This window comes from Aeromonas rivuli (assembly GCF_020149575.1).
In the GTDB taxonomy this organism is placed as follows: Bacteria; Pseudomonadota; Gammaproteobacteria; order Enterobacterales; family Aeromonadaceae; genus Aeromonas; species Aeromonas rivuli.
On sequence record NZ_CP079742.1, the window covers coordinates 2,315,847 to 2,336,991 of the forward strand.

The following is a 21,145-nucleotide window of genomic DNA, read 5'->3' on the forward strand; positions in this document are numbered from 1 at the left end:
GGCCACGGGGCACTGTCGATGACCCCGGGCGGCTAGATCCCGCTAGCATAAAAACTGACATCAACTGGCTGGCTTTTGCGCCATCACATGGATGTAACGGCCGAGGGCGACGAAGGGCTCCTGGCGGCAATAGTGCTGCTCCATGGCCAGCAGATCGTCAAACTTCTCGACCTGATCCTGCTTGTGGCGCATGTAGTCATGAATGACTCGCACCCCGGTCTTGCCGATGATCTTGAGCCCCCCTCGCCCAATCCAGTCATAGACCTGCTCAGGCAGCTGTGGATTGGTGGGGGTCAAGGCGGTCTGACGCTTCTTGTTCAGCCCCTGGCGCACATAGTCGAAATTACCCACCACCAGACTCTGAAACAGCAAGCCATGACGGTTGTAAAAAAGCAGCGACAGTATGCCCCCTGCATGGACGAAAGGAAACAGACCTAACAGGGTCTGACGTGGCTCGGCCAGCCACTCTAACACGGCGTGACAGAGCACCAGATCGAAGCTGCCGCTCACATGGGCCTTGAGATCCTGAATGGGGCACTGGATGAGACGAATTCTGTCTTCCAGCCCCTTCTCGGCGATCTGAACCCGGGCCAGGGCCAGCATCTCCTCGGAGAGATCGCACAATTCCACCTGATGGCCCATGGCCGCCAGCTTCTGGGCGAAATAACCGAAGCCGCCACCGGCATCCAGAATGCGCAAGGGCCGATTGCCAAGGCGCGCCAGGCAGGCTTCGATGTCGCTCCACACCACAGTGGTGCGAATGCGCCCCTTGCTGGAGTCATAAATGTTGCGGGCAAACTTGTCGGCGCGGCCGTCAAAACTCTGATCTTGCTTCAAGACAAACTCAGCCTTGTCGATACAGGCATGGGCCACTCTGGGATGGGCCATACGAAAAAAAGAGGGGTATTCTGTCACATCCCGGATTGCCTGAAAACTCAAGGAAGAGTGTCGTGGCAGCCTGGATCGGGTCACCACACCTTGTGGCAACTCCGGTTTGCTCGACCTGTCGCAGACAAGAGTCCGACCCCCTGCACCTCTTGGATGGGGATGCCAGAGCGACTCGCGCGAGCAAACCACTCTGAGAAGCGCGGTGGGGAGCCATTTAACGGGAGGGATGATGGATGGCGTCAAGCAGAAGACCCCGGTTGCCCGGGGTCTTATTTAGGTTGCTGGTTCAGGTTACTTGCTGCTCTGGACTGTGGTGTAGCTGTTGATCAGATTGCGATAGTCGGGGATGTGGTTGGCGAACAGGGTACCCAGGCCCTCCACATCATTGCGCCAGTCGCGGTGCAGCTCACAGGCGGCCCCAAACCAGGTCATCAGCTGCGCCCCGGCGGATGACATCCGATCCCAGGCCGAGTGACGGGTGATCTCATTGAAGGTTCCCGAGGCATCGGTGATGACAAACACCTCGTACCCCTCCTCGAGGGCGGACAGGGTCGGGAAGGCCACGCACACCTCGGTGACGATGCCGGCGATGATCAGCTGCTTCTTGCCGGTGGCCTTGACCGCCTTGACGAACTCCTCGTTATCCCAGGCGTTGATCTGTCCTGGGCGGGCAATGTAAGGGGCGTCCGGGAAGGTCTCCTTGAGCTCTGTCATCAGCGGGCCGTTGGGCCCGTTTTCGAAACTGGTGGTCAGTATGGTCGGCAGCTCGAAGTACTTGGCCAGCGCGGCCAGCGCCAGCACGTTGTTGCGAAACTTGTCCGGCTCTATGTCACGCACCAGCGAAGAGAGCCCTGCCTGGTGATCCACCAGCAGTACGGCAGCATTGTTCTTGTCGAGTTTGACGTAGGGTTTAGCCATGATGACTCTCCTTGGTTGTTGCGGGTATCAGCGCTGGGAATCCAGCACTTCGTTGTTTTTCGCCACGGCTTGTGCCTTGCCGTAGCTCTCGATCAGCAACTGGTAGGCGGGGAAGATCTTGGTGTAGATAGCCGCCCACTCCATCGCATCTGCCCGGTTCCAGCTGCCTTGCAGCTCGGAAGCCACTGCCGCGGTGTCCATGGGAACCACGCCCGCCTGAACCACGCGAGCCAGGGTGATCTCCTGGGCCATCTTGGAGTAGGTGCCCGAGGCATCGACAACCGCAAACACCTGATAGCCCGCGTTGACGGCGCTGATGGCAGGGAAGGCCATGCAGACGCTGGTGATGGTGCCTGCGATGATCAGTTGTTTCTTGCCGGTGGCGTTGACCGCCGCGACGAAATCGGGGTTGTCCCAGGCGTTGATCTCGCCCTTGCGCGCCACATACTGTGCGTGCGGCGCATTCTCGTGGATCTCCGGTATCAGCGGGCCATTTGGCCCTTGCGGGACAGATGCCGTGGTGATCACCGGAATATTGGCCAGCGTCGCCATGCTGGCGAGGGCGGCCGCGCGCAGGCGCAGTTCCGGCATCGGCATGTCGCCCACTGTCTGGAACAAGCCGCTCTGATGGTCGATCAGCAGCATAGCTACGTCATCTGGGTTGAGGACGGGTCTGGCGCCGTCGAAATTGGCTGGGTTGCTCATGATTTTCTCCATTTGTTGGGGCTAAGGTTCAGCGTCCTATCTGGCCAAAACGGCCACTGTTGTAGTCATTGATGGCCTGCACTATCTCTTCCTGGGTGTTCATCACGAAGGGGCCGTGACCGACGATGGGTTCATCGAGGGGGGCGCCATTGAGCAGCAGCAGCGTCGTATCTTCCTCGACATCGATCACCAGCTGGCTGCCGCGGCGCTCCATGACTGCCAGTTCGGCGGTGCGGACAGGGTGGCGGTTGCCGAGGCGAATGGCGCCTTTGAGCACAAACAGCGCCGTGGTGTGTCCTTCCGGCAGTTCGAGCGTCACCCGGTGATGGGCCTTCAGACGCATGTCCCAGACGTTCATCGGGGTGAAGGTGCGGGCAGGGCCGCAGGTATCGCCGAGCTGCCCGGCGATGATGCGAGCCTCCCCTGCGCCCTCTGGCAGTGTCACCCGAGGGATCTCGTCGGCGGTGATGCCCTGGTAGCCAGGGGCCGTCATCTTCTCTTTGGCGGGCAAGTTCACCCACAGCTGCACCATCTCGAAGGCGCCGCCCGTCCTGGCGAATGCCGGGCTGTGGTACTCCTCGTGGATAAGGCCGGATGCGGCCGTCATCCACTGCACGTCACCCGGACCTATGGTGCCGCCGCCCCCCGAGGAGTCTCTGTGGGAGACGCCGCCCTCATAGACGATAGTCACGGTTTCGAACCCGCGGTGAGGGTGCTGGCCGACGCCGAGTTTATGGGAGGTGGCCGGGAAATTGGCCGGGCCCGCATGGTCCATCAGCAGGAAGGGGGACATCTCTTCGGCGATGTCGTTGTAGGAGAAGATGCTCCTGACCGGGAAGCCATCGCCGACCCAATGCCTCTCGTTGCTGCGCTTGATAAATGCCAGTTCTTTCATCTCAGTCTCTCCGTTGAATCAATGGAGACAGTGTAGAAAGTAGTCATTTACCGGACTAGATGGTTAAATAAGAAAACACTTTCTAATGAGTTGGAAGATGGACTTCAATCAGGTCGTCGTATTCGTCAAGGTCGTGCAAGCGGGCAGTTTCAGCGCGGCGGCGCGTCTGCTGGGCTTGCCGACCTCCACCGTCAGCCATCGGGTGGCCATGCTGGAGAAGCGTCTGGGCGTCACCCTCTTGCAGCGGACCACCCGCAGGTTGCACCTGACCGATGCCGGACAGGTCTATTTCGACCACGCCTCGGCCGGCCTGGTGCATGTGCTTGACGCCGAGGCGGCGGTGACCGAGGCGCGGGAAGAGCCCTGCGGGCTGCTGCGCATCACGGCTCCGGTGGATGTCGGCAACCAGATCCTGTCGTCCATCCTGGGGCAGATGCGCAGCCAGTGGCCCAAGGTCGATGTGGAGCTGGTGTTGATGAACCGCTATGTGGATCTGGTCGCCGAGGGGGTCGATGTCGCCATTCGCACCGGCCCTCTCAAGGACTCGACCCTGATCGCCAAGCAGGTGGGCATCGCGCGCTGGGCCCTGTTTGCCAGCCCGGATTACCTCGCCAGCGCCGGGGCGCCAGAAGCACCTCAGGCGCTGCGGCAGCATGCCTGCCTGCAGTTTACGCCACTGGGCAAGGAGGCCTGGGTACTCCACGACGGGGCCGCCAACAGTGTGACTGTCTCTCTGGGCCGGCAGACACTGATCAACGATGTCGGCCTGATCATGACCATGGTGCAGGCGGGCGGCGGGGTGGCACTGTTGCCCTCCTACCTGTGTCGCCAGGCCTGCGAAGAGGGGAAACTGGTGCCTGTCCTGCCCGAATGGCATGGCAAGGCGGATCCCATCCACATCGTCTACCCACGGCAACGTTTTATGCCTCCCAGATTGCGAGCTTTCATTGATCTGGCGTCGCTGGCGCTACGCAAATGGCTCGAATAACCGCTCTCTCCAGCATGCTGTGGCCTGTGCGAGGTTGGCATCATTTGGCAATTTGCCCCGCCCCCCTTACTCTCAGCGTCACTTGCCTCTGTGTCAGGAAAAATTGGAGAACTCCATGTTTGAACTCAAAAAATGGCTGGGCCAGTTATTGATGCCGCTCCCCTTCTCTCTCTCCCTCTTGCTGCTGGCTCTCTTGCTGCTCTGGTTCACCCGTTTTCAAAAAAGCGGCAAGCTGCTGGCGACCTGCTCGCTGCTGCTCATCGCCCTGATGGGGATGCGGCCGGTGAGCTATGAGCTGGCCAGAGGCTTGGAGCAGACCTATCCGCCCTTCGACGTGAGCCAACATCCGGGCATCGAGGCCATCGTGGTGCTCGGCAACGGCCATGTCAGCGATCCGGCGGTGCCCGAGCGTTCCTGGCAGAACAACATAGCCCTCGCCCGCACCCTGGAAGGGGTGCGGCTGGCCCAGGCCTACCCAGAAGCGGAGCTCATCTTCTCCGGTTATGTGTCCGGGGATCCCCTGTCCAATGCCGAGGTCAACGCCCGCATGGCGGCGAGCCTCGGGATAGCGAGATCCCGAATGACGTTGTTTGAAAACAACAAAGACACCCATGACGAGGCGGTCAGCATCAGTGCCCACCTTAAGGGCAAGCGGGTGGCGCTGGTGAGCTCGGCCACCCATTTGCCCCGGGCCCTGGCACTCTATCGCCAGCAGGGCCTGAATGCGCTGCCCGCCCCCACCGACTACACCGCCAAGCAGAGCCAGCAGCCTCAGCCGCTCTATAGCTACCTGCCCAAGGGGCGCTACCTGATGTACTCGGAAGCGGCCATCCACGAGTGGATAGGTCAGCTCTGGGCCCGGCTGCGTGGTCAGGTCAACGAGTGAACAGTCGGGAGGAGCTTTCCTGATTTGGATCAGGAAAGGGAAAAAAAATTACGTCATTTGCCGCCGGGTCAGCTATCTTGGGCTCGGTTCAATTCATATAATGACGCGCAATCAAACGCCTAGGAGTATTAAAAGATGAGACAGCACCTGGTAATGGGTAACTGGAAACTGAACGGCACCAAAGCTTCTGTCGAAGCGCTGATCAAGGGTCTGATCCCGGCTGCCGCCGCACACCCTTCCGTTCAAGTCGCCGTCTGCCCACCGGTTATCTTTTTGGGTCAAGTTGAGCAGCTGACTGCCGGCAGCAAGATTGCTTACGGTGCCCAGAACGCCGATCTGCACGAGTCTGGCGCCTTCACCGGCGAGAACGCCCCCTCCATGCTCAAAGCCTTCGGTTGCACCTACTCCCTGGTCGGCCACAGCGAGCGCCGCACCCTGCACGCCGAGACCGACGACCTGGTGGCTGCCAAGTACGAAGTCATTCAGAATGCGGGCCTCATCCCCGTACTCTGCATCGGTGAGACCCTGGCGCAGTTCGAAGCCGGCGTGACCAAGAACGTGGTCGAGACCCAGCTCAAAGCGGTCATCGACCGTTGCGGCATCGCCTCCTTCGCCAACGCCGTCGTGGCTTACGAGCCGGTATGGGCCATCGGCACCGGCAAGACTGCTACCCCGGAAATCGCCCAGGCCGTCCACGCCCACATCCGCCAGTACCTGGCCGGATTTGATGGCGCTGTGGCTGCCAAGGTACAGATCCTGTACGGTGGTTCCGTCACTGGCGCGACCGCCAGCGATCTGTTCGGTCAGCCGGACATCGACGGTGGCCTGGTGGGTGGCGCGTCCCTGAAAGTGGACGACTTCTCCCAGATCATTGCTGGCGCTGCCAAGTAATGAGCCCAGAGGGGGCCCCAGGCCCCCTCCTTTGCCGGTTTTCGTATGGCGAACCCTTGGCGGTACCAACAAGCCGATACGAAAGCCGATATAGTCAAACAGGCTTATCCATTCGATAACTTGAGATCCAGAGGCACTCATGACCAAGCAAATCAAACGTATTGGTGTTTTGACCAGTGGTGGCGATGCACCGGGTATGAACGCAGCCATTCGCGCCGTGGTGCGCGCCGGTCTGCACCATGGCCTGGAAGTCTATGGCATCTATGATGGCTACCTCGGTCTGCACCAGAATCGTATCGTCAAACTCGAGCGTCACAGCGTCTCCGACGTGGTGAACCGCGGCGGCACCTTCCTGGGCTCCGCCCGTTTCCCGGCCTTCAAAGATCCCAAGGTACGCGCCGAGGCGATTGAGAATCTCAAGTCCCACGGCATCGACGCCCTGGTGGTGATCGGCGGTGACGGCTCCTACATGGGCGCCAAGAAGCTGACCGAAGAGGGTTTCCCCTGCATAGGTCTGCCGGGCACCATCGACAACGACATCGCCGGCACCGATTTTACCATCGGCTTTGATACCGCCCTGAACGTGGTGGTGGATGCCATTGACCGTCTGCGCGACACCTGCAGCTCCCACCACCGTATCTCTGTGGTCGAGATCATGGGTCGCCACTGTGGCGATCTGGCCATGTCGGCCGCCGTGGCCGGTGGCGCCGAGTACGTGATAGTGCCGGAAGTGGCGTTTGACAAAGAGAAGCTGCTGACCCAGATCCGGGAAGGCGAAGCCAAAGGCAAGAAGCACGCCATCATCACCATCTGTGAGCACGTCACCGACGTCAACGCCCTGGCCAAGGACATTGAAGCCATGACGGGCCGCGAGACCCGCGCCACCATCCTGGGTCACATCCAGCGCGGCGGCTCGCCGACCGCCCGTGATCGCATCATGTCCAGCCGCATGGGCGCCTTCGCCGTTGAGCAGTTGCTGGCCGGTCAAGGTGGCCGCTGCGTCGGTATCCAGGGCAACGAGATGGTGCACCACGACATCATCGACTGCATCGAGAATCTGAAGCGCCCCTTCAATCAGGAGCTGTACGACCTCTCCACCACCCTGTTCTGATGACAGCCGTTATCTGAAAAAAACCCTCCAGCCGGAGGGTTTTTTTGTGTGCTGCGCAGACAATGGCGGTTCATGCAAACCGGCAATCCGGCCCACTCGCCTGCCGCCAGACCCCAAGGTTCACTGGGCCCGTCTCAGGGTGAGATTGAAACGCAGCTCACCTTCGGCGCCCGCTTTGACGGGGGCCACCCCATGAAAACGCAGTCGCGCCTCGCCGCCCAATACCAGCAGATCGCCGCTGCGCAATGTCTGCCGCTGCACCGTATCCCCTCGCGTCAGCCCCCCCAGCAGAAACTCGGCGGCCAATCCCAGAGAGACAGAGACGATCGGATGGGCAAAACTGGCCTCATCCCTGTCCTGATGCAGGGACATGCGCGCCCCGGGGAGGTAACGGTTGATGAGGCAGGCATCGGGTTCAAAATCCGCGAAACCTGCCGCCTGTGCCGCGTCGCTGGCCAGGGTGAGCAGCTCCCTCGGCAAGGGGGGCCAGGGCTGCTGACTGAGGGGGTCGAGGGGACTATAGCGATAGCCACGCCGATCCGAGACCCAGCCACAGGGGCCGGCATTGGTCATGGCCACCGACATGCTCTGCCCTCCCGGCGTCCTGAGGTGGCGAAAGGGCGCCTGGCTGCTTACCGCCCCAATCCAGGCCAATAACCAGGCTGACCCAGGCCCCAGGCTATCGAGGCCCCCTGGCAGATGCAGGGCGCCGGGGGCCAGCCAGCGAGACTGCGTCTCCTGCTCGAACAGATCGCCCATGGCGTTATCCAGCGTCCTCTGTCTGGCCATGCTTCCTCGTTGGTTTGTGCCGCTGATTGGGAACCAGGCGCTCAGTGCTGCGCTGGCCTCTTACTCCACCGCCTTGATATCGCCGCAGTCGTCGCTCAACCACTGGCTCTGACTGGTGCCGGTGAGTTTTTCCATCTTGCCCTCATGTTCGATGTCGAGGCTAAAGCGGCTGTGATAGGCGGTGGGGCTGATAAAGTTCACCTCACCTTCCCCCTGGGCCTTGGGGTCGCTGCAACTGAAGGTGAACTGCATCAGGGTCTCGCTGCGCTTGCGTAACTGACGCTGGCAGCCCTCGCCCTTCTCGAAAGGCAGCCTATCCTGGGCCACCATCTGCGCACTGAGGCAGTGACGCACTCGCACCCCGGCGGCGTCCAGGCCCTGAATGCCAACACCCTGCTTTGCCAACATCTCCTCCATCATCTTGCGCTGTCCCTCGGGCAGGGCCGCCAACTGTTGTTGCATGGCGGCCATGGCCTGGCCCAACTCGCCGGATCCGGCCTCCATCTTGGTCTGCATTTCCCATAAACCGGGTTTCAGGGTATGGGCCAGGGCCCCACTACTCAGTACCATGGCGGCCACCAGGGTCACCTCTCGAAGCGTCAAAGCCATAAGGCCTCCAGCGTAGGAAGGGCGGCACATTGAGCGCCGCACCGTTTTCAAGGACTTTAAGGATGGCACAGGGCCCGGCGGCAGAGCGGTTAGAAGAGATCCAGTTGCTGGCCGCAGATCCGCTCGAAAGATTCACCGATGAAGGGCAGGATGGCATCGGCAATGGGTTTGAGCTGCTTGTCGATGTAGTGCTCATAGTCGATGGCACTGCGCCTGTATTCGAGGGGTTCCGGGCCTGCGAGCGTCATCAGATAAGCAATGCTGCCGCGATGCTGGTAACGCTGAGGCAAGCCGCGGCGCAGGTTCTCCTCATCGGCGAGGCGCGCCGCCCGCACATGGGGTGGCACATTTTTCTGGTACTCCTCCAGCTTCTGGCGCAGCCGCTTGCGATAGATGAGCAGCTCGTCGTGGCGCCCGCTGCGGGTCTCATCCACCATGGTGCGCACATAGTCGCAAGGATCCTCATCGTGGAACACCAGCTCGTAGAGCCGGGTCTGGAACTGCTTGGCCAGCATGGTCCAGTCGGTGCGAACCGTCTCCAGCCCCTTGAACACCAGATGCTCCGACTCCCCCTGCCCCACCAGCCCGGCGTAACGCTTCTTGCTGCCCTTCTCCAGGCCGCGGATGGTGGGCATCAGGAAACGGCGGTAGTGGGTCTCGTATTCGATCTCGAGGTGACAGGGCAAATCAAACTCCGCCCTGATCAACTGGGTCCAGTTGTGGTTGATCTCCTGGGCCAGTGAGCGGCCTATCTCGTCCGCCTGGGCCGGGCTCATCTCTTCGGGCAGATGAACGAAGGTGGAGTCGGTATCCCCGTAGATGACGCTGTAGCCCCGCGCCTCTATCCACTCCCGGGTCTGCTGCATGATGCTGTGACCGCGCAGTGTGATGGAGGAGGCCAGCCTGGGATCGTAGAAGCGGCAGCCCCCCGAGCCCAGCACCCCATAAAAGGAGTTCATGATGATCTTGATGGCCTGGGAGAGCGCCTTGTTATTAGCCGCCTTGGCCCTGTCCCGCGCCGCCCACAGGGTGGCGATAAGATCTGGCAGGAAGTGCTTGTCCCGGGAGAAGAAGGCACCGCGATAACCGGGAATGGCGTCATCGGGGGCCTTGAGCCCTTCGATCAGTCCCATGGGATCGATGCAGAAGGTGCGAATGATGCTGGGATAGAGGCTCTTGAAGTCCAGGACCAGCACCTGGCGATAGAGGCCGGGCTTGGAGTCCATCACATAGCCGCCGGGGCTCGCCAGCCCCCCATCGGCGGGCAGGTTGGGGGCCACATAGCCGCCGCGGTGCAAGCGCGGCAGATAGAGATTGGTGAAGGCCGCCACCGAGCCGCCGACCCGGTCAAGCTCCAGCCCGGTGAGATTGGCTCGCTCGATGGCAAAGGGGATCAGGGCGCAGTGTTCGACTATCTCCCACACCAGCTTGCAATCTTCGAGGTTGTAGCGGGCCAGCGCCTCTTTGTCGGAGTGAAACAGCTCGGTGATCTTCTCACCCCGGTTCGCCACGTCTTCAATGTCTTTGCCACGGCCAAGCAGCTCGCTCGCCACCGCATCCAGGCTGTAACTGGCAAACTGCCAGGTCGCACTCTTGAGGGTGTCGATGCCGTCGAGCACCATGCGCCCCGGCAAGATGACACTGCCGGTCTGGGGATCGCCCCGGGAGGCGCGCCAGAATGCCAGTTCACGGCCACGGCCGAGCCGCAATCGCCGCTTGTGCAGCTCGGCCCGACGCAGCAGCAGGCGAAAGTCGAAATTGACCACGTTCCAGCCGAGCACCAGATCCGGGTCATGGCGCGCAAACCAGCTCTCGAGGGCGCCAAGCAATGCGGGCTCATCCGCCACCCACTCAACCTGGGTCTCCCAGGACGCGGCGTCATCGGGGGCCGTCCCTATCATGATGACCCGGGCATCTTGCTCGCTATAGAGCCCTATGGAGAAGAGGGCGCCGTCCATGGCGCACTCCACATCGAGGGAGACCCAGGAGAGGGTCGGTGTCACGGCCTGGGGCGCGCAGCGTGCCTCGCTGACCGACCAGTGATCACCGCGTTTGACCGTCTTGCCGCCAAAGCGCATGCCTGCCGTGATGAAGCGCTCCATCAAGTAACGCTCGGGCAGGCGAATATCCGATTCGAAGTGCGCCAGGCCACGGATGAGCAGCAGCTCGATGGCCCTGTGATAGGCGCTCAGGGTGGAAAAATAACAGCCAACCACCGCCTCTCCGTCGAAGGTGTGCATGGGCAGACGACGAAAGCGGCCACGCACCCCGGCTCCCTTGAACAGGGTCACGGCCTCCTCCATCTTCGCCTGGGGCAGGAAGAAGAGTGGCTCCTGATCTGCCACCACCAGCCGCACCGGCCCCTGCTCACTCCACAGCCAGAACACGATCTCGGTGCCATCGCGCCCGTTGCCGCGCCCGCGCACGTCCCGGCTGTGGCGAGTCAGGATAAAACCGTCGGTGGGAGCGAGCGCTGGGGTCATGGTCGAGGCAAGGGACAAAGGGAAGATAAGCTATTGTACGTTCATACAGTAGTGGCTCGCAATGCTGCTGCATGCAGGGCCAGCCGGGGCTGCCCCCCGCCCGGGATTTGGCTTATAGTGGCTCATTGAGTGGGCTGCGGCGCAGCATGCATGGCTTCCATCCCACTGTGTACCCGGATCTGTGCCCGGCTGGCGATTCGCCCTCGCCTGTCCATGACAAGGAGCTTTCATGCGCGTTTCCCCTTCCCTCATGCTCATCCTGGCCACCCTCGGCCTGGGTGGTTGCAGCAATACCAGCCCCGGCGCCAGTGTCGGCATGGGGTATGGCAGCTACTATGGCGCGGCCCCCTACCCCTGGTGGTATGACGACTACTTCTACTATTGGGACCGTTACTACCCCTGGTGTTGCAATAACGATGGCGAGTTCGACGACTTGATCCAGCACTGGTGGCAGGATCTGGATGAGGGCAAGCGTGACGACATCAAGAACAAGTTCCAGGATTGGCAGGGCGAACGTGGCAAACCGGATGTGGAGGCGCTGCGCACCGATTTCTCCAATCGCTGGAATGCCCTGAGCCCGGAGCAGAAGCACACCCTGCGCGAGCGTCAGCAGGTGCTGCGCAAGATACACCCGGCCGATGCGGGCAGCCTCTCGTTGCCAGACGCCACCGAGGCCGCCCGCAGACTCAATCTGGACGGTGGGGGGCTGGACAAGCCACTCCGGCCGGCGACGCTGCCTGCGACCAGACCCGCTACCCTGCCGGCGACGCGCCCCATGCAGCCGATGACCAGGCCCATGGCTCGCCCCGCCACCATGATGAACATGCCGGTGATCCGGCGCCGCTGATCAGATGACCCACCGTTCAAGGAGAGACCCATGACAGACAAGCTGCAACTGATCGATTCGCGCACCACGGACGTGGGTGGCATACCGGTCGCTCGCGCCATCCCGGTCAAGGAGCGGCGCACCATAGGTCCCTGGTGCTTTCTCGATCACATAGGCCCGGCCCGCTTTGCCCCGGGTGAGCCGGGACTGAACGTCGGCCCCCATCCCCACATCGGGTTGCAGACCTTCACCTGGATGCTGGAGGGGGAGATATTGCACCGTGACAGCCTGGGCAGCGAGCAGGTGATCCGCCCGGGCCAGGTCAATCTGATGACCGCAGGCCAGGGGATAGCTCACACCGAGGAGTCGGTGGCGGGCCACCCCAGCGTGCATGCCGCCCAGCTCTGGATAGCCTTGCCAGAGACTCATCAGGCGACCCGGCCCCGCTTCGATCACTACCCGGACTTGCCACGCTGGCAGCAGCATGGGGCTTGGTTCACCCTGCTAATTGGCACCTATCAGGACAGGCAGGCCCCCACCCTCAGCTTCGCCCCCATACTGGGTCTGGATCTGCAGGCCGACGCCCCATGCACCCTGACCCTGCCCCTGGCTCCCGAGTTCGAGCATGGCCTGCTCGCCCTGGCCGGTGAGGTAACGGTGGCAGGCCAGACGCTGGCCGCCGAGCAGCTGGCCTATCTGGCGCCAGGTACCAGTGAGGTGATCATCTCCCTGAGTGCTGGCGCCCGCTTGCTGCTCATCGGTGGCGAACCCCTGGCCAAACCGCTGCAGATCTGGTGGAACTTCGTCAGCTTCGACAAGGAGGCTATTCGCATCGCGGCCCAGGATTGGCAGTCAGGGGATCCACGCTTTGGCGAGGTGGCAGGCTATGTCGGGGCCCGACTGACCGCCCCCTCTCTGGCCGGGCTCTGAGCCAGTGCCCATGACGCTCCTCCTCTCCCTTCAGCCCAGCGCCCCTGGTGCGGTGAGCGGGGCCCAGCCCCCCTTGCTGATGGAGCTGGTCGCCGAGATCGATCTCTCGCCCCATCAGCATGAGGGGATAACGGCCCTGCGCAATACCTGCTTTCCCGCCTATGCCCTGCCGCGATCCTATTTCAAGCAGCGACCTCATTTGAGGGGGCTGGTGTGGCAAGGAGATCAGCTGGTCGGCCATGTCGGACTGGATCAGCGCATGATTGCGGTGGGCGATCAGCCCGTGGCGATACTGGGGCTGATCGATCTCTGTGTGGCCCCCCAGCTGCGCGGTCAGGGGCTGGCCAGTGCCATGCTGGCCGAGCTGCAGGTATTCGCGCACAGCAAGGCGCTCGACTACCTGTTTCTCATCGCCGAGGATCCCAGCCTCTATCTGGCCAACGGTTTCGTGCAGATAACCCAGTACTGCAGCTGGCTCAGGATCAACGACTTCAAGAATTACGGTGTCGCGGTGGAGCTGCTGGACGATATATTGATCAAGGCGGTCGGTGACGCGCCCTGGCCGGACAGACCCATCGACCTGTTGGGTTATATGTTCTGACGCCCCCGGCAACCCCATCACCGCACATCAACAAACAGGGCGCCCCGAGGCGCCCTGTTTGACATAGCCAGCCACTGGCTAGTACTCATCTTCCTGCTCGGCCTTGGCTCTGGCCTGGCGAGCCATGGCCTCCTCCTCAGCACTCTCTATCTCGTGCAGAACGGCATCGATGTCGATGATGGCGGTGCTCTCGGCAAACTGACCCGTGAGACGACTCTCCGGCGTCAACTCCCCCTCTTCATAGAGGGCCCACATCTCCTGGGCATAACGGGTCTTGAGCAGCTCCGGGGCGTACATGCCGTAGTAGTTGCGCATATTCTCCACATCGCGCACCAGCATGGCCTTGGCCTGGTTGTTGGCGGCGGCATCGATCACCTGGGGCAAGTCGATGATGACGGGCCCCTGATCATCGACCAGGACGTTGAACTCGGAGAGATCCCCATGGATCAGACCCGTGCATAGCATGCGCACCACGTAGCCTATCACCTTGTCATGGTCCGCCAGCGCCTGCTCGGGGCTCAGGGCCACGTCGTTGAGACGGGGGGCAACATTGCCCTCATCATCGGTGATGAGCTCCATCAGCAGCACACCATCCAGGCAGACATAGGGCGTCGGCACGCGCACACCGGCGGCGGCCAGCTTGAACAGGGCGTCGACCTCGGTGTTCTGCCACACCTCTTCATGCTGGCGGCGCCCGTAGCGCGAGCCTTTCTCCATCGCACGCTGGCTACGGCTGTTGCGCACCTTGCGCCCTTCCTGATAGACCACGGCCTGTTTGAAGCTGCGTTTGGCCGCTTCTTTATAGACTTTCGCGCAGCGAACGTGTTCGCCGCAACGCACCACATAGACGTCGGCTTCTTTGCCGCTCATCAGCCGACTGATGACCTCGTCGACGAGGCCGTCGTCCACCAGAGGCTGGATTCGATTTGGTATTTTCATGGCCGAACTTTTACCCTATTTGCGCACCCGGCGCCAGTGGTGCCGTGCATTCCTGTCAGTTTTGGGGGGCTTGACTGCATGGCTGCTCACGTCATCGCCGACGCGCGTTCAGATTGCAGCCAAGGCTGGCCCCGTATAACCCCTTTCGCCAGCGCACCCGGTTCAAGGCTCGGGCGGCAATCCCTGGCGAATGCGGCGGATCCCGTTCTCATACAGGCCCTGATGACGGCCGCCATCGGGCTGGGTCTCAAAAATCTTGAGAAACCACATGTACTGTTCGGGGCGCCGGTCTATCTGCTGTTCCACCATATTGTTCATACGCAACACATCGGCCTCCAGATCCGGGGTGGGATAAGGGTCGAAGGGAGGCTCTATCTCGAGGTGATAGCAGCCTTGATCCTCGTCATAACTGCCCAGGATGGGCACAGCTTTGGCACCGGTCAGCTTCACCAACTTGGGCAGGGCTGGCAGGGTTGCCTTGGGGTGGCCGAAGAAGGGTACAAAAATGCTGGCCTCACGGCCATGGTCCTGATCCGGTAAATAGAAAAAACTGTCGCCGCTGCGGATCGCCTTGATGGCGGGCTTGATGCCGACACTGCGTTCGTATACCCGGCCGCCCTTGGCTCGCTCGCGATTGATATACCAGTCAAACAGCGGATCCTTCGGGCTCTTCATCATGGTGCACAGCGGCAAACCACGCAGCGTGAGCAGGCGGCCTATCACATCCACCGCCCAGGTGTGCGGCACCACCAGGATCAAGGGGCGCCCCTGTGCCTGCTGCTCGGCAATGTGTTCCCAACCGCTCACCTGGACCCGGGATGCCAGGTAGCGGTTGCTGCGCCAGGTCAGCTCGCCAAAGCCCATGAAGGTCTTGAGACCGACTCGCACTGATTTGAGCAACAGCGCCTGATGCTGCGCCTCATCAAGGCGCGGAAAGCAGATGTCGAGGTTGGTATTGGCGATATAGGCTTGCTTTGGAGAGGCCCGCAAGATGAGCGGGGCCAGGCCGTTGGCCAGGCCATCGCGCAGCCGGACGGGCAAGAAGGCCAACAGGCTCAGCAAGGCAAGGGCGAGCCAGCTGAGCCAGTGCCTTGGGTGAAGCAGAGTGAGGCGAAATGAGGTGTCGAACACCGGATCTTGAGGGGCCATGTTTCGGCTCTTGTCATCTAAACAAGGAGGTTATTTTAGTTATCTCAACGTATTTTTCTAGCCCGTAACCGGGCCGAACCTGAACCTGAGCTGCCCCGAGTGGCAAGGAGACACTACTTGCCATGAAAAACAGCCCCTACTGGGGCTGTTTTTCATGGCGTGAAAGCATCAAGGATGGGGCGAGAGACCACGGCGAATGCGTTTGATCCCCGCCTCGTAGAGGCCGTGCTTGTCCACCGGGTGCTCCAGGGTCTCGAAGATCTTGAGGAACCACATGTATTGGCCGGGATGACGCCTGAGCTGCTGCTCCACCGCCTGGTTCATATGCAGGGTGTCGGCTTGCAGATCACCGCTCGGGTAGTCAACGAAGGGGGCCTCTATCTCGAGGCGATAGCAGTGCTGCGCCTCGTCATAGCAGGCAAGCAGCGGCACGGCCTTGGCGCCGGTCAGCTTCACCAGTCTGGGCAAGGCAGGCAGTGTGGCCTTGGCACGACCGAAGAAGGGGACGAAGATACTGGCCTCGCGACCATGATCCTGATCCGGCAGATAGAAGAAGCTGCGCCCCGCTTTGACCGCCTTGATGACCGGCTTGATGCCCGCCTGACGCTCATAGACCCGACAACCGCTCTTGGCGCGTTCACGATTGATGTGCCAATCAAACACCGGGTTGCGGGCGCTCTTCATCATGGTGCACATCTCGATGCCACGCTGGGCAAAGTAGTAACCGGCCGCATCCACCGGCCAGCTGTGAGGCACCACCAGGATGACGGGACGCCCCTCGGCCTGCTCCGCCTCGATATGATGCCAACCACTGACCTGGATGCGTTTCATCAGGTAGGCGGGGCTGCGCACCGTGAACTCGCCAAAGCCGAGCAGGCTCTTGAGCCCGATACGTACCGATGTTCGCAAGATGACCTGGCGCTCGGCCTCGCTCAACTCGGGAAAACAGATATCGAGGTTGGTATTGGCGATATAGACCTGCTTTTTGGAAACACGCAGCACCAGGGGAGTCAGCCAATCTGCCAGTTTGTCACGCAGGCGCACTGGGACGAAGGCCAGAACGAAGAGCAGGCCAAGTGCCAACCAGCTGAACCAGTAGCGGGGACTGAGCAGGCGAGCTTGAAATGAAGTATCGAAAACAGGATCTGACACAGACATGAAACGGATCAAAGAGTGGGGGGACACTTATTGTAAAGCGACTGACAGGTTATACCAGTTAATTCATCACGATCCCCGATGGTGACGACACTTCCCTGCTATTTGCTGGCCTCAAGAGGCCCTTTGAACCTGCCTCATCGGTCCCCCGATGGCCTTCAGGCGTCCCTGCCCCACCCTCTGACGGGCCAGCCTGCCATCCCGCGTCTCCCCTGCACAGCGTTGGCCTCCCGGGTTGGCGAGATCGGTGTTTAACCGTAAGATGGCAGCCTCTAACGACCATCTCTGGATACCCCATGTCAATCAGCCTGTTCCGCCCCCTGTTATTACTGCCATTGACCCTGCTGCTTGGCGCCTGCTCACTGACGCAATACAGCGTCAGTGAGGGCGAGATCAATGACTATCTGAAGAACCAGGTGGCCTTCGAGAAGCAGCTCGGCATACCGGGCATCATGTCGAGCAAGATCCGCCTGGACGAGATGCACAGCCGCATCGGCCGCAGCAAAGCCGACAGAGTGGAGCTCGATGCAGCAGGAGATCTGCAGGTCTCCAGCCCGCTGGGTAGCCAGCAGATGAAGATCCGCCTCACCCTGAGCGCACGCCCCGACTACGTGGCCGAGCAGGGTGCCATCTATCTGCGTGACCTTGAGCTGCTCTCGGTCAAGACCGAGCCAGCCGATATTGGCGCGGCCCTGAGCCCGGTGCTGCCGACCTTCAATCAATCCCTCGGCCTCTTCCTGAACCAGACCCCCATCTATCGCCTGGATGGCAATCGCCAGAACGAGGCGCGCATCAAGGACAAGGTGGAAGCACTCAAGGTCGAGCCGGGACGCCTGGTCATCCCCTTCAAATTGTTGTGATTAATTCGGCCGCTCCTTAGAGCGGCTTTTTTCTTCTCATGGCTGAGACCATGTCGCATAATGCACACCATTCTCATTTAGATTGATGAGAAGCGTCACCGCAACATCACAGATAAGAAGAAGGGACACATGAAAAAAACCGCACTGGTACAGGGGATCACCCTGGCGCTGCTGGGCAGTGCTGCCCATGCCGCCGTCAAGGTTGAAGATGCTAGCTTCAATACCGCCGCCAGCATGCTGGCCTACACCGAATTCGAACTCTCCGGCGAGCCCCTGGCCGAAGCCCTGGGACTGGATCTTGATGTGCTGGATCCCAATCGTGCCGATGAGCCGACCCCCTTCGACTTCGCCGCAGGTATCGAATCCTACGAGTATTCCGAAGAGGCGATGTATGCCCTCAACTACCAGTCCGGCATGGGTCCCCATCTGGTCAATGGCCCGCAGAATCAGGCCCGGGGTGGCACTCTGGCCGACCTTGGCAAACGGGTACTGGCCATGGCAGATGCCGTGGGCTTCCCGGCAGATGAAGTGCCACAAGGCATGTATCCCCTCTCCCTGCCCTACTCGTCTGCCAAGCCGCAGTTTGCTGGCGCCGTCAATGCCAGCCCGGTCAATGGCGACGAGCTGACCATCAAGACCGCCAAGGGCGTCGAGAAGAGCGTCAAGACGCAAATACCGGCCTACTTCCGTGATTACACCAGCCTGCGCTGGAGCGGCTCGGACAATCTGCTCAATCCGGCCGCCGTCGGCGGCATTCTGCTCAAGGAAGTGATGTGGTCCCAGGACTTCCTCGGCGGCATGCACGTCGCCGCCACCGATGAAGAGGTCGAGGCCAGCTCCGCCACTCTGGATCAGGATGGCAAACACAAGCTCGGCGTCTCTGCCGCCGATGGCTTCAATGGCATGATGCTGACTGAGCAATCCATCGACAAGCTCGCCATCTTGCAAGGCCAGCTTGGCTATGACGGCAAGCAGTTGGGCGCCGCCATCACCCCGCAATACGATCCTGCCAAGGGAGTTATCTACTTCCCTCATCAGGTGAAAGTCACCGAGACCGCCAAGCATGACGTCGGCGCCATCGGCAAGCTTGACGTGGTCGATGCGTCGGCCCAGTTGCGCGACAGCTGGATGCTGCTGTGGCCACTGTCTGAATTCTTCGCCTACAGCGATCAGCGCAGCGCCAACAGCAATCAGAATCCGGCCTTCCACGCCGTGTTCGATGGTCAACCCTTCGCCGCGGCCCCGGTTGCCAATCAGAGCGGGGATCTGAGCAAGGCCAGCGCCGGTCAGGATGCCTTCTCCCTGGCCCTGAACCTCTCCAACATGGTGTTCAAGAACCTCGATACCCTGCATTTCAATAGCAAGGCAGGCACCCTGGTCGACAGCTGGCAGGGTGGTAAACAGGGTCAGCATGTCACCACCTTCGATGCCGCCTACGCCCTGGTCGCCCTGCAAATCTTCCAGCGCGCCCAGGACGCCCTGCCGGTCGGTTATGCCGCCGGTGACAATGGTGAGTTGAACCTCAAGACCCCCCAAGGCAAAGCAGCCCTGGTACTTGTCCGCAAGCAGGCCGACTTCATCCTGAACCAGCTGATGGGCAAGAACGGCCTGGTCTATGACGGTCTGACCCTCGGTGGCAAGCCTGATGCAGGGCAATCCGTGGATGCCCAGTTTGCCGCAGTGCGTGGCCTCAGTGCCGCCTTCCTCGCGACCCAGGACACCAAGTACCGCACTGCCGCCCGTGAACTGTTTATCGCCACCGACAAGGCTTACTTCAATGCCAAGGCGGGTACCTGGCTGGTGGGCAAGCAGGGGGAATATACTCCCTGGACCCAGGCTGCCATCTCGGGTGGCTTGCGCTCGGCCATGCTGAACCTGCGCAATACCGGCTCCGAGAAAGCCCCCGCCCTGGAGCTGGCCCAGCTGACCCAGCGTTATGTGAGCTGGTTCCGTGGCACCGTCAACGGCGGCATGCAGATGGCCGAATGGGTGGGTGACTCTGGCGAGAACATCATCCAGGGCGCTGGCAGCGACACCGATGAAGATGGTGTGCCCCAGGTGACTGCCGCCGGTGGTCAGCACGGCACTGCCATGGTGATGGCGGCCAAGGCGCGCATCAGCGAATAGCAGATCCCCTTAGCCGAGTAACGAGAAGGGAGCGCATTGCGCTCCCTTCTTTATTGGGGGTTGTTAACCTCGACCTACTTCTTGGCAAGGGCCTGCAACATCGGCTTGGTCACCAGCACGATACCGTTTTCAGAACGATAAAAACGACGGGCATCTTCATCGGCATTCTCCCCTATCACCATGCCATCGGGCAGCTGACAGCCCTTATCGACCACCACACGGCGCAGACGACAGCCACTGCCTATTTCGACCCCAGGGAAGATGATCGACTGATCCAGGGTACAGAAGGAGTGGACCCGCACGTTGGTAAAGAGCACCGAGTTCAGCACGAAGGAGCCGCTGACGATGGAGCCCCCGGCAAAGATCGAGTTGATGGTCATGCCATGCTGACCATTTCTGTCCTGCACGAACTTGGCCGGTGGCGTCATGATCTGGCTGGTCCAGATAGGCCAGTTCTGATCATAGATATCGAGATCAGGCACCACTGAGGCCAAGTCCATGTTCGCCTCCCAGAAAGAGTCCAGGGTACCCACGTCACGCCAATAGGGTTTTTGCCCCTCACGCGCCCCGACGCACGACATGCTGAAGGGGTGGGCATAAGCCATCCCCTCGCCGACGATGCGCGGGATCACATCCATGCCGAAGTCGTGCTTGGAGTCCAGGTTGTTGATGTCCTCCTCCAGCAGTTGATAGAGGTACTCGGCATCGAAGATATAGATCCCCATGGAGGCAAGGGAGGTGTCATCGCAACCGGGCATGGCGGGGGGATTGGCCGGTTTTTCCACAAAGTCGAGGATCTTGCGCTGCTCGTCTATGTCCATGACCCCGAAGGCGGATGCCTCGCTGCGCGGTACTTCGATGCAGGCCACGGTCACCTTGGCCTCCAGCCGCACGTGATCGAGCAGCATGGCGGCGTAATCCATCTTGTAGATGTGATCCCCCGCCAGCACCACTATGTATTTGGGGCCGTAATCCCGGATGATGTCGACGTTTTGATAGATGGCATCGGCGGTGCCTCTGTACCAGTGCACCTCATCCACCCGTTGTTGGGCAGGCAGCAGATCGATGAATTCATTCATCTGATAGCGCAGGAAAGACCAACCCGATTGCAGGTGACGCAACAAGCTGTGGGACTTGTACTGGGTGACCACCCCCACTCGCTTTATTCCCGAGTTGATGCAGTTGGACAATACAAAATCGATGATCCTGAACCGGCCACCGAAATGGACTGCCGGCTTGGCGCGATTATCGGTCAATTGCTTGAGACGACTTCCTCGCCCCCCTGCCAAGACCAAGGCCATACTCTGGTTTAACAGCTGCCGTGCCTTGGCAGTATTCATGGGCTCTAACGACATATTCACCTCGACGTCTCTGTCTCTGTTTCCATCCCATACT

The 21,145-nt window shown here is 61.0% G+C and carries 20 protein-coding genes; 9 read left to right on the forward strand and 11 right to left on the reverse strand.

Features of this window, described 5'->3' with window-relative positions; translation table 11 throughout:
- Positions 1 to 60 precede the first annotated feature (60 nt).
- The 4 genes from cmoM to KYK33_RS10935 all read right to left on the reverse strand — a co-directional run bounded on the left by cmoM (position 61) and on the right by KYK33_RS10935 (position 3,406).
- Positions 61 to 837: a tRNA uridine 5-oxyacetic acid(34) methyltransferase CmoM gene (gene cmoM, locus KYK33_RS10920; protein WP_042043267.1), complete on the reverse strand. Its 777-nt coding sequence runs from the start codon at positions 835 to 837 to the stop codon at positions 61 to 63.
- A gap of 342 nt (positions 838 to 1,179) precedes the next feature.
- The gene (ycaC, locus tag KYK33_RS10925) at positions 1,180 to 1,806 is read right to left on the reverse strand and encodes an isochorismate family cysteine hydrolase YcaC (RefSeq protein WP_224430510.1); all 627 of its coding nucleotides are present in this window, start codon (positions 1,804 to 1,806) and stop codon (positions 1,180 to 1,182) included.
- A 27-nt stretch (positions 1,807 to 1,833) separates the two neighbouring features.
- Positions 1,834 to 2,511, reverse strand: a complete 678-nt coding sequence (locus KYK33_RS10930) for a hydrolase (protein WP_042043172.1) — start codon at positions 2,509 to 2,511, stop codon at positions 1,834 to 1,836.
- A gap of 28 nt (positions 2,512 to 2,539) precedes the next feature.
- The gene (locus KYK33_RS10935) at positions 2,540 to 3,406 is read right to left on the reverse strand and encodes a pirin family protein (protein WP_224430511.1); all 867 of its coding nucleotides are present in this window, start codon (positions 3,404 to 3,406) and stop codon (positions 2,540 to 2,542) included.
- Positions 3,407 to 3,503: 97 nt separating this feature from the next.
- Between KYK33_RS10935 and KYK33_RS10940 the strand changes: the two genes are divergently transcribed.
- The 4 genes from KYK33_RS10940 to pfkA all read left to right on the forward strand — a co-directional run bounded on the left by KYK33_RS10940 (position 3,504) and on the right by pfkA (position 7,282).
- Complete coding sequence (locus KYK33_RS10940; protein ID WP_224430512.1) at positions 3,504 to 4,394, forward strand: LysR family transcriptional regulator; 891 nt, start codon at positions 3,504 to 3,506, stop codon at positions 4,392 to 4,394.
- Positions 4,395 to 4,509: 115 nt separating this feature from the next.
- Positions 4,510 to 5,280 (forward strand): envelope biogenesis factor ElyC, encoded by a 771-nt coding sequence (gene elyC / locus KYK33_RS10945; protein WP_224430513.1) that lies wholly within the window; start codon positions 4,510 to 4,512, stop codon positions 5,278 to 5,280.
- A 135-nt stretch (positions 5,281 to 5,415) separates the two neighbouring features.
- Positions 5,416 to 6,171 (forward strand): triose-phosphate isomerase, encoded by a 756-nt coding sequence (gene tpiA, locus KYK33_RS10950; protein WP_224430514.1) that lies wholly within the window; start codon positions 5,416 to 5,418, stop codon positions 6,169 to 6,171.
- Positions 6,172 to 6,310: 139 nt separating this feature from the next.
- Entirely contained in the window at positions 6,311 to 7,282 is a 972-nt protein-coding gene (gene pfkA / locus KYK33_RS10955; RefSeq protein WP_042043164.1) for a 6-phosphofructokinase, read from the forward strand.
- Between the two features lie 120 nt (positions 7,283 to 7,402).
- On the opposite strand, the gene alkB is transcribed toward pfkA, so the two are convergent.
- The 3 genes from alkB to KYK33_RS10970 all read right to left on the reverse strand — a co-directional run bounded on the left by alkB (position 7,403) and on the right by KYK33_RS10970 (position 11,163).
- On the reverse strand, positions 7,403 to 8,071 hold the full coding sequence (gene alkB, locus KYK33_RS10960; protein WP_224430515.1) for a DNA oxidative demethylase AlkB: 669 nt from the start codon (positions 8,069 to 8,071) through the stop codon (positions 7,403 to 7,405).
- Between the two features lie 60 nt (positions 8,072 to 8,131).
- A complete protein-coding gene (locus KYK33_RS10965) occupies positions 8,132 to 8,680 on the reverse strand; it encodes a DUF3617 domain-containing protein (protein ID WP_042043162.1) in 549 nt (182 codons plus the stop codon).
- Between the two features lie 89 nt (positions 8,681 to 8,769).
- Positions 8,770 to 11,163, reverse strand: coding sequence for a DNA polymerase II (locus KYK33_RS10970; protein ID WP_224430516.1), 2,394 nt, complete (start codon positions 11,161 to 11,163; stop codon positions 8,770 to 8,772).
- Between the two features lie 229 nt (positions 11,164 to 11,392).
- Here KYK33_RS10970 and KYK33_RS10975 point away from each other — a divergent pair, with 229 nt between their 5' ends.
- The 3 genes from KYK33_RS10975 to KYK33_RS10985 are packed head-to-tail and all read left to right on the forward strand — an operon-like array spanning position 11,393 to position 13,520.
- Complete coding sequence (locus tag KYK33_RS10975; protein WP_224430517.1) at positions 11,393 to 12,010, forward strand: hypothetical protein; 618 nt, start codon at positions 11,393 to 11,395, stop codon at positions 12,008 to 12,010.
- A 30-nt stretch (positions 12,011 to 12,040) separates the two neighbouring features.
- A complete protein-coding gene (locus tag KYK33_RS10980) occupies positions 12,041 to 12,919 on the forward strand; it encodes a pirin family protein (RefSeq protein WP_224430518.1) in 879 nt (292 codons plus the stop codon).
- A gap of 10 nt (positions 12,920 to 12,929) precedes the next feature.
- Positions 12,930 to 13,520, forward strand: a complete 591-nt coding sequence (locus KYK33_RS10985) for a GNAT family N-acetyltransferase (RefSeq protein ID WP_224430519.1) — start codon at positions 12,930 to 12,932, stop codon at positions 13,518 to 13,520.
- Positions 13,521 to 13,598: 78 nt separating this feature from the next.
- Here the strand turns inward: KYK33_RS10985 and KYK33_RS10990 are convergent, their stop codons facing one another.
- From KYK33_RS10990 to KYK33_RS11000, 3 genes are all read right to left on the reverse strand, one after another.
- Positions 13,599 to 14,459, reverse strand: coding sequence for a PA4780 family RIO1-like protein kinase (locus KYK33_RS10990; protein ID WP_042043156.1), 861 nt, complete (start codon positions 14,457 to 14,459; stop codon positions 13,599 to 13,601).
- Between the two features lie 162 nt (positions 14,460 to 14,621).
- Entirely contained in the window at positions 14,622 to 15,608 is a 987-nt protein-coding gene (locus tag KYK33_RS10995) for an LpxL/LpxP family acyltransferase (protein WP_224430520.1), read from the reverse strand.
- Between the two features lie 168 nt (positions 15,609 to 15,776).
- Positions 15,777 to 16,766, reverse strand: a complete 990-nt coding sequence (locus KYK33_RS11000) for a lipid A biosynthesis (KDO)2-(lauroyl)-lipid IVA acyltransferase (protein WP_224430521.1) — start codon at positions 16,764 to 16,766, stop codon at positions 15,777 to 15,779.
- A 305-nt stretch (positions 16,767 to 17,071) separates the two neighbouring features.
- Here KYK33_RS11000 and KYK33_RS11005 point away from each other — a divergent pair, with 305 nt between their 5' ends.
- Together KYK33_RS11005 and KYK33_RS11010 are read left to right on the forward strand one after the other, a co-directional pair.
- Positions 17,072 to 17,623, forward strand: coding sequence for a lipoprotein (locus KYK33_RS11005; RefSeq protein WP_224432997.1), 552 nt, complete (start codon positions 17,072 to 17,074; stop codon positions 17,621 to 17,623).
- Positions 17,624 to 17,752: 129 nt separating this feature from the next.
- Entirely contained in the window at positions 17,753 to 19,750 is a 1,998-nt protein-coding gene (locus KYK33_RS11010) for a hypothetical protein (protein WP_224430522.1), read from the forward strand.
- A 74-nt stretch (positions 19,751 to 19,824) separates the two neighbouring features.
- Here KYK33_RS11010 and glgC read toward each other — a convergent pair whose 3' ends face one another.
- Positions 19,825 to 21,105: a glucose-1-phosphate adenylyltransferase gene (gene glgC, locus KYK33_RS11015; protein ID WP_042043149.1), complete on the reverse strand. Its 1,281-nt coding sequence runs from the start codon at positions 21,103 to 21,105 to the stop codon at positions 19,825 to 19,827.
- Between the last annotated feature and the right edge of the window lie 40 nt (positions 21,106 to 21,145).

Excerpts from the sequence above, each read along its gene's own strand:
- glgC (WP_042043149.1), bottom strand. The coding sequence starts at position 21,105 with ATGTCGTTAGAGCCCATGAATACTGCCAAGGCACGGCAGCTGTTAAAC.
- KYK33_RS10975 (WP_224430517.1), top strand. The coding sequence starts at position 11,393 with ATGCGCGTTTCCCCTTCCCTCATGCTCATCCTGGCCACCCTCGGCCTG.
- alkB (WP_224430515.1), bottom strand. The coding sequence starts at position 8,071 with ATGGCCAGACAGAGGACGCTGGATAACGCCATGGGCGATCTGTTCGAG.
- elyC (WP_224430513.1), top strand. The coding sequence starts at position 4,510 with ATGTTTGAACTCAAAAAATGGCTGGGCCAGTTATTGATGCCGCTCCCC.
- KYK33_RS10990 (WP_042043156.1), bottom strand. The coding sequence starts at position 14,459 with ATGAAAATACCAAATCGAATCCAGCCTCTGGTGGACGACGGCCTCGTC.
- KYK33_RS10970 (WP_224430516.1), bottom strand. The coding sequence starts at position 11,163 with ATGACCCCAGCGCTCGCTCCCACCGACGGTTTTATCCTGACTCGCCAC.
- KYK33_RS10985 (WP_224430519.1), top strand. The coding sequence starts at position 12,930 with ATGACGCTCCTCCTCTCCCTTCAGCCCAGCGCCCCTGGTGCGGTGAGC.
- KYK33_RS10930 (WP_042043172.1), bottom strand. The coding sequence starts at position 2,511 with ATGAGCAACCCAGCCAATTTCGACGGCGCCAGACCCGTCCTCAACCCA.
- KYK33_RS11010 (WP_224430522.1), top strand. The coding sequence starts at position 17,753 with ATGAAAAAAACCGCACTGGTACAGGGGATCACCCTGGCGCTGCTGGGC.
- KYK33_RS10940 (WP_224430512.1), top strand. The coding sequence starts at position 3,504 with ATGGACTTCAATCAGGTCGTCGTATTCGTCAAGGTCGTGCAAGCGGGC.
- KYK33_RS11000 (WP_224430521.1), bottom strand. The coding sequence starts at position 16,766 with ATGTCTGTGTCAGATCCTGTTTTCGATACTTCATTTCAAGCTCGCCTG.
- KYK33_RS10965 (WP_042043162.1), bottom strand. The coding sequence starts at position 8,680 with ATGGCTTTGACGCTTCGAGAGGTGACCCTGGTGGCCGCCATGGTACTG.
- KYK33_RS10980 (WP_224430518.1), top strand. The coding sequence starts at position 12,041 with ATGACAGACAAGCTGCAACTGATCGATTCGCGCACCACGGACGTGGGT.
- KYK33_RS10995 (WP_224430520.1), bottom strand. The coding sequence starts at position 15,608 with ATGGCCCCTCAAGATCCGGTGTTCGACACCTCATTTCGCCTCACTCTG.
- tpiA (WP_224430514.1), top strand. The coding sequence starts at position 5,416 with ATGAGACAGCACCTGGTAATGGGTAACTGGAAACTGAACGGCACCAAA.
- ycaC (WP_224430510.1), bottom strand. The coding sequence starts at position 1,806 with ATGGCTAAACCCTACGTCAAACTCGACAAGAACAATGCTGCCGTACTG.
- KYK33_RS10935 (WP_224430511.1), bottom strand. The coding sequence starts at position 3,406 with ATGAAAGAACTGGCATTTATCAAGCGCAGCAACGAGAGGCATTGGGTC.
- pfkA (WP_042043164.1), top strand. The coding sequence starts at position 6,311 with ATGACCAAGCAAATCAAACGTATTGGTGTTTTGACCAGTGGTGGCGAT.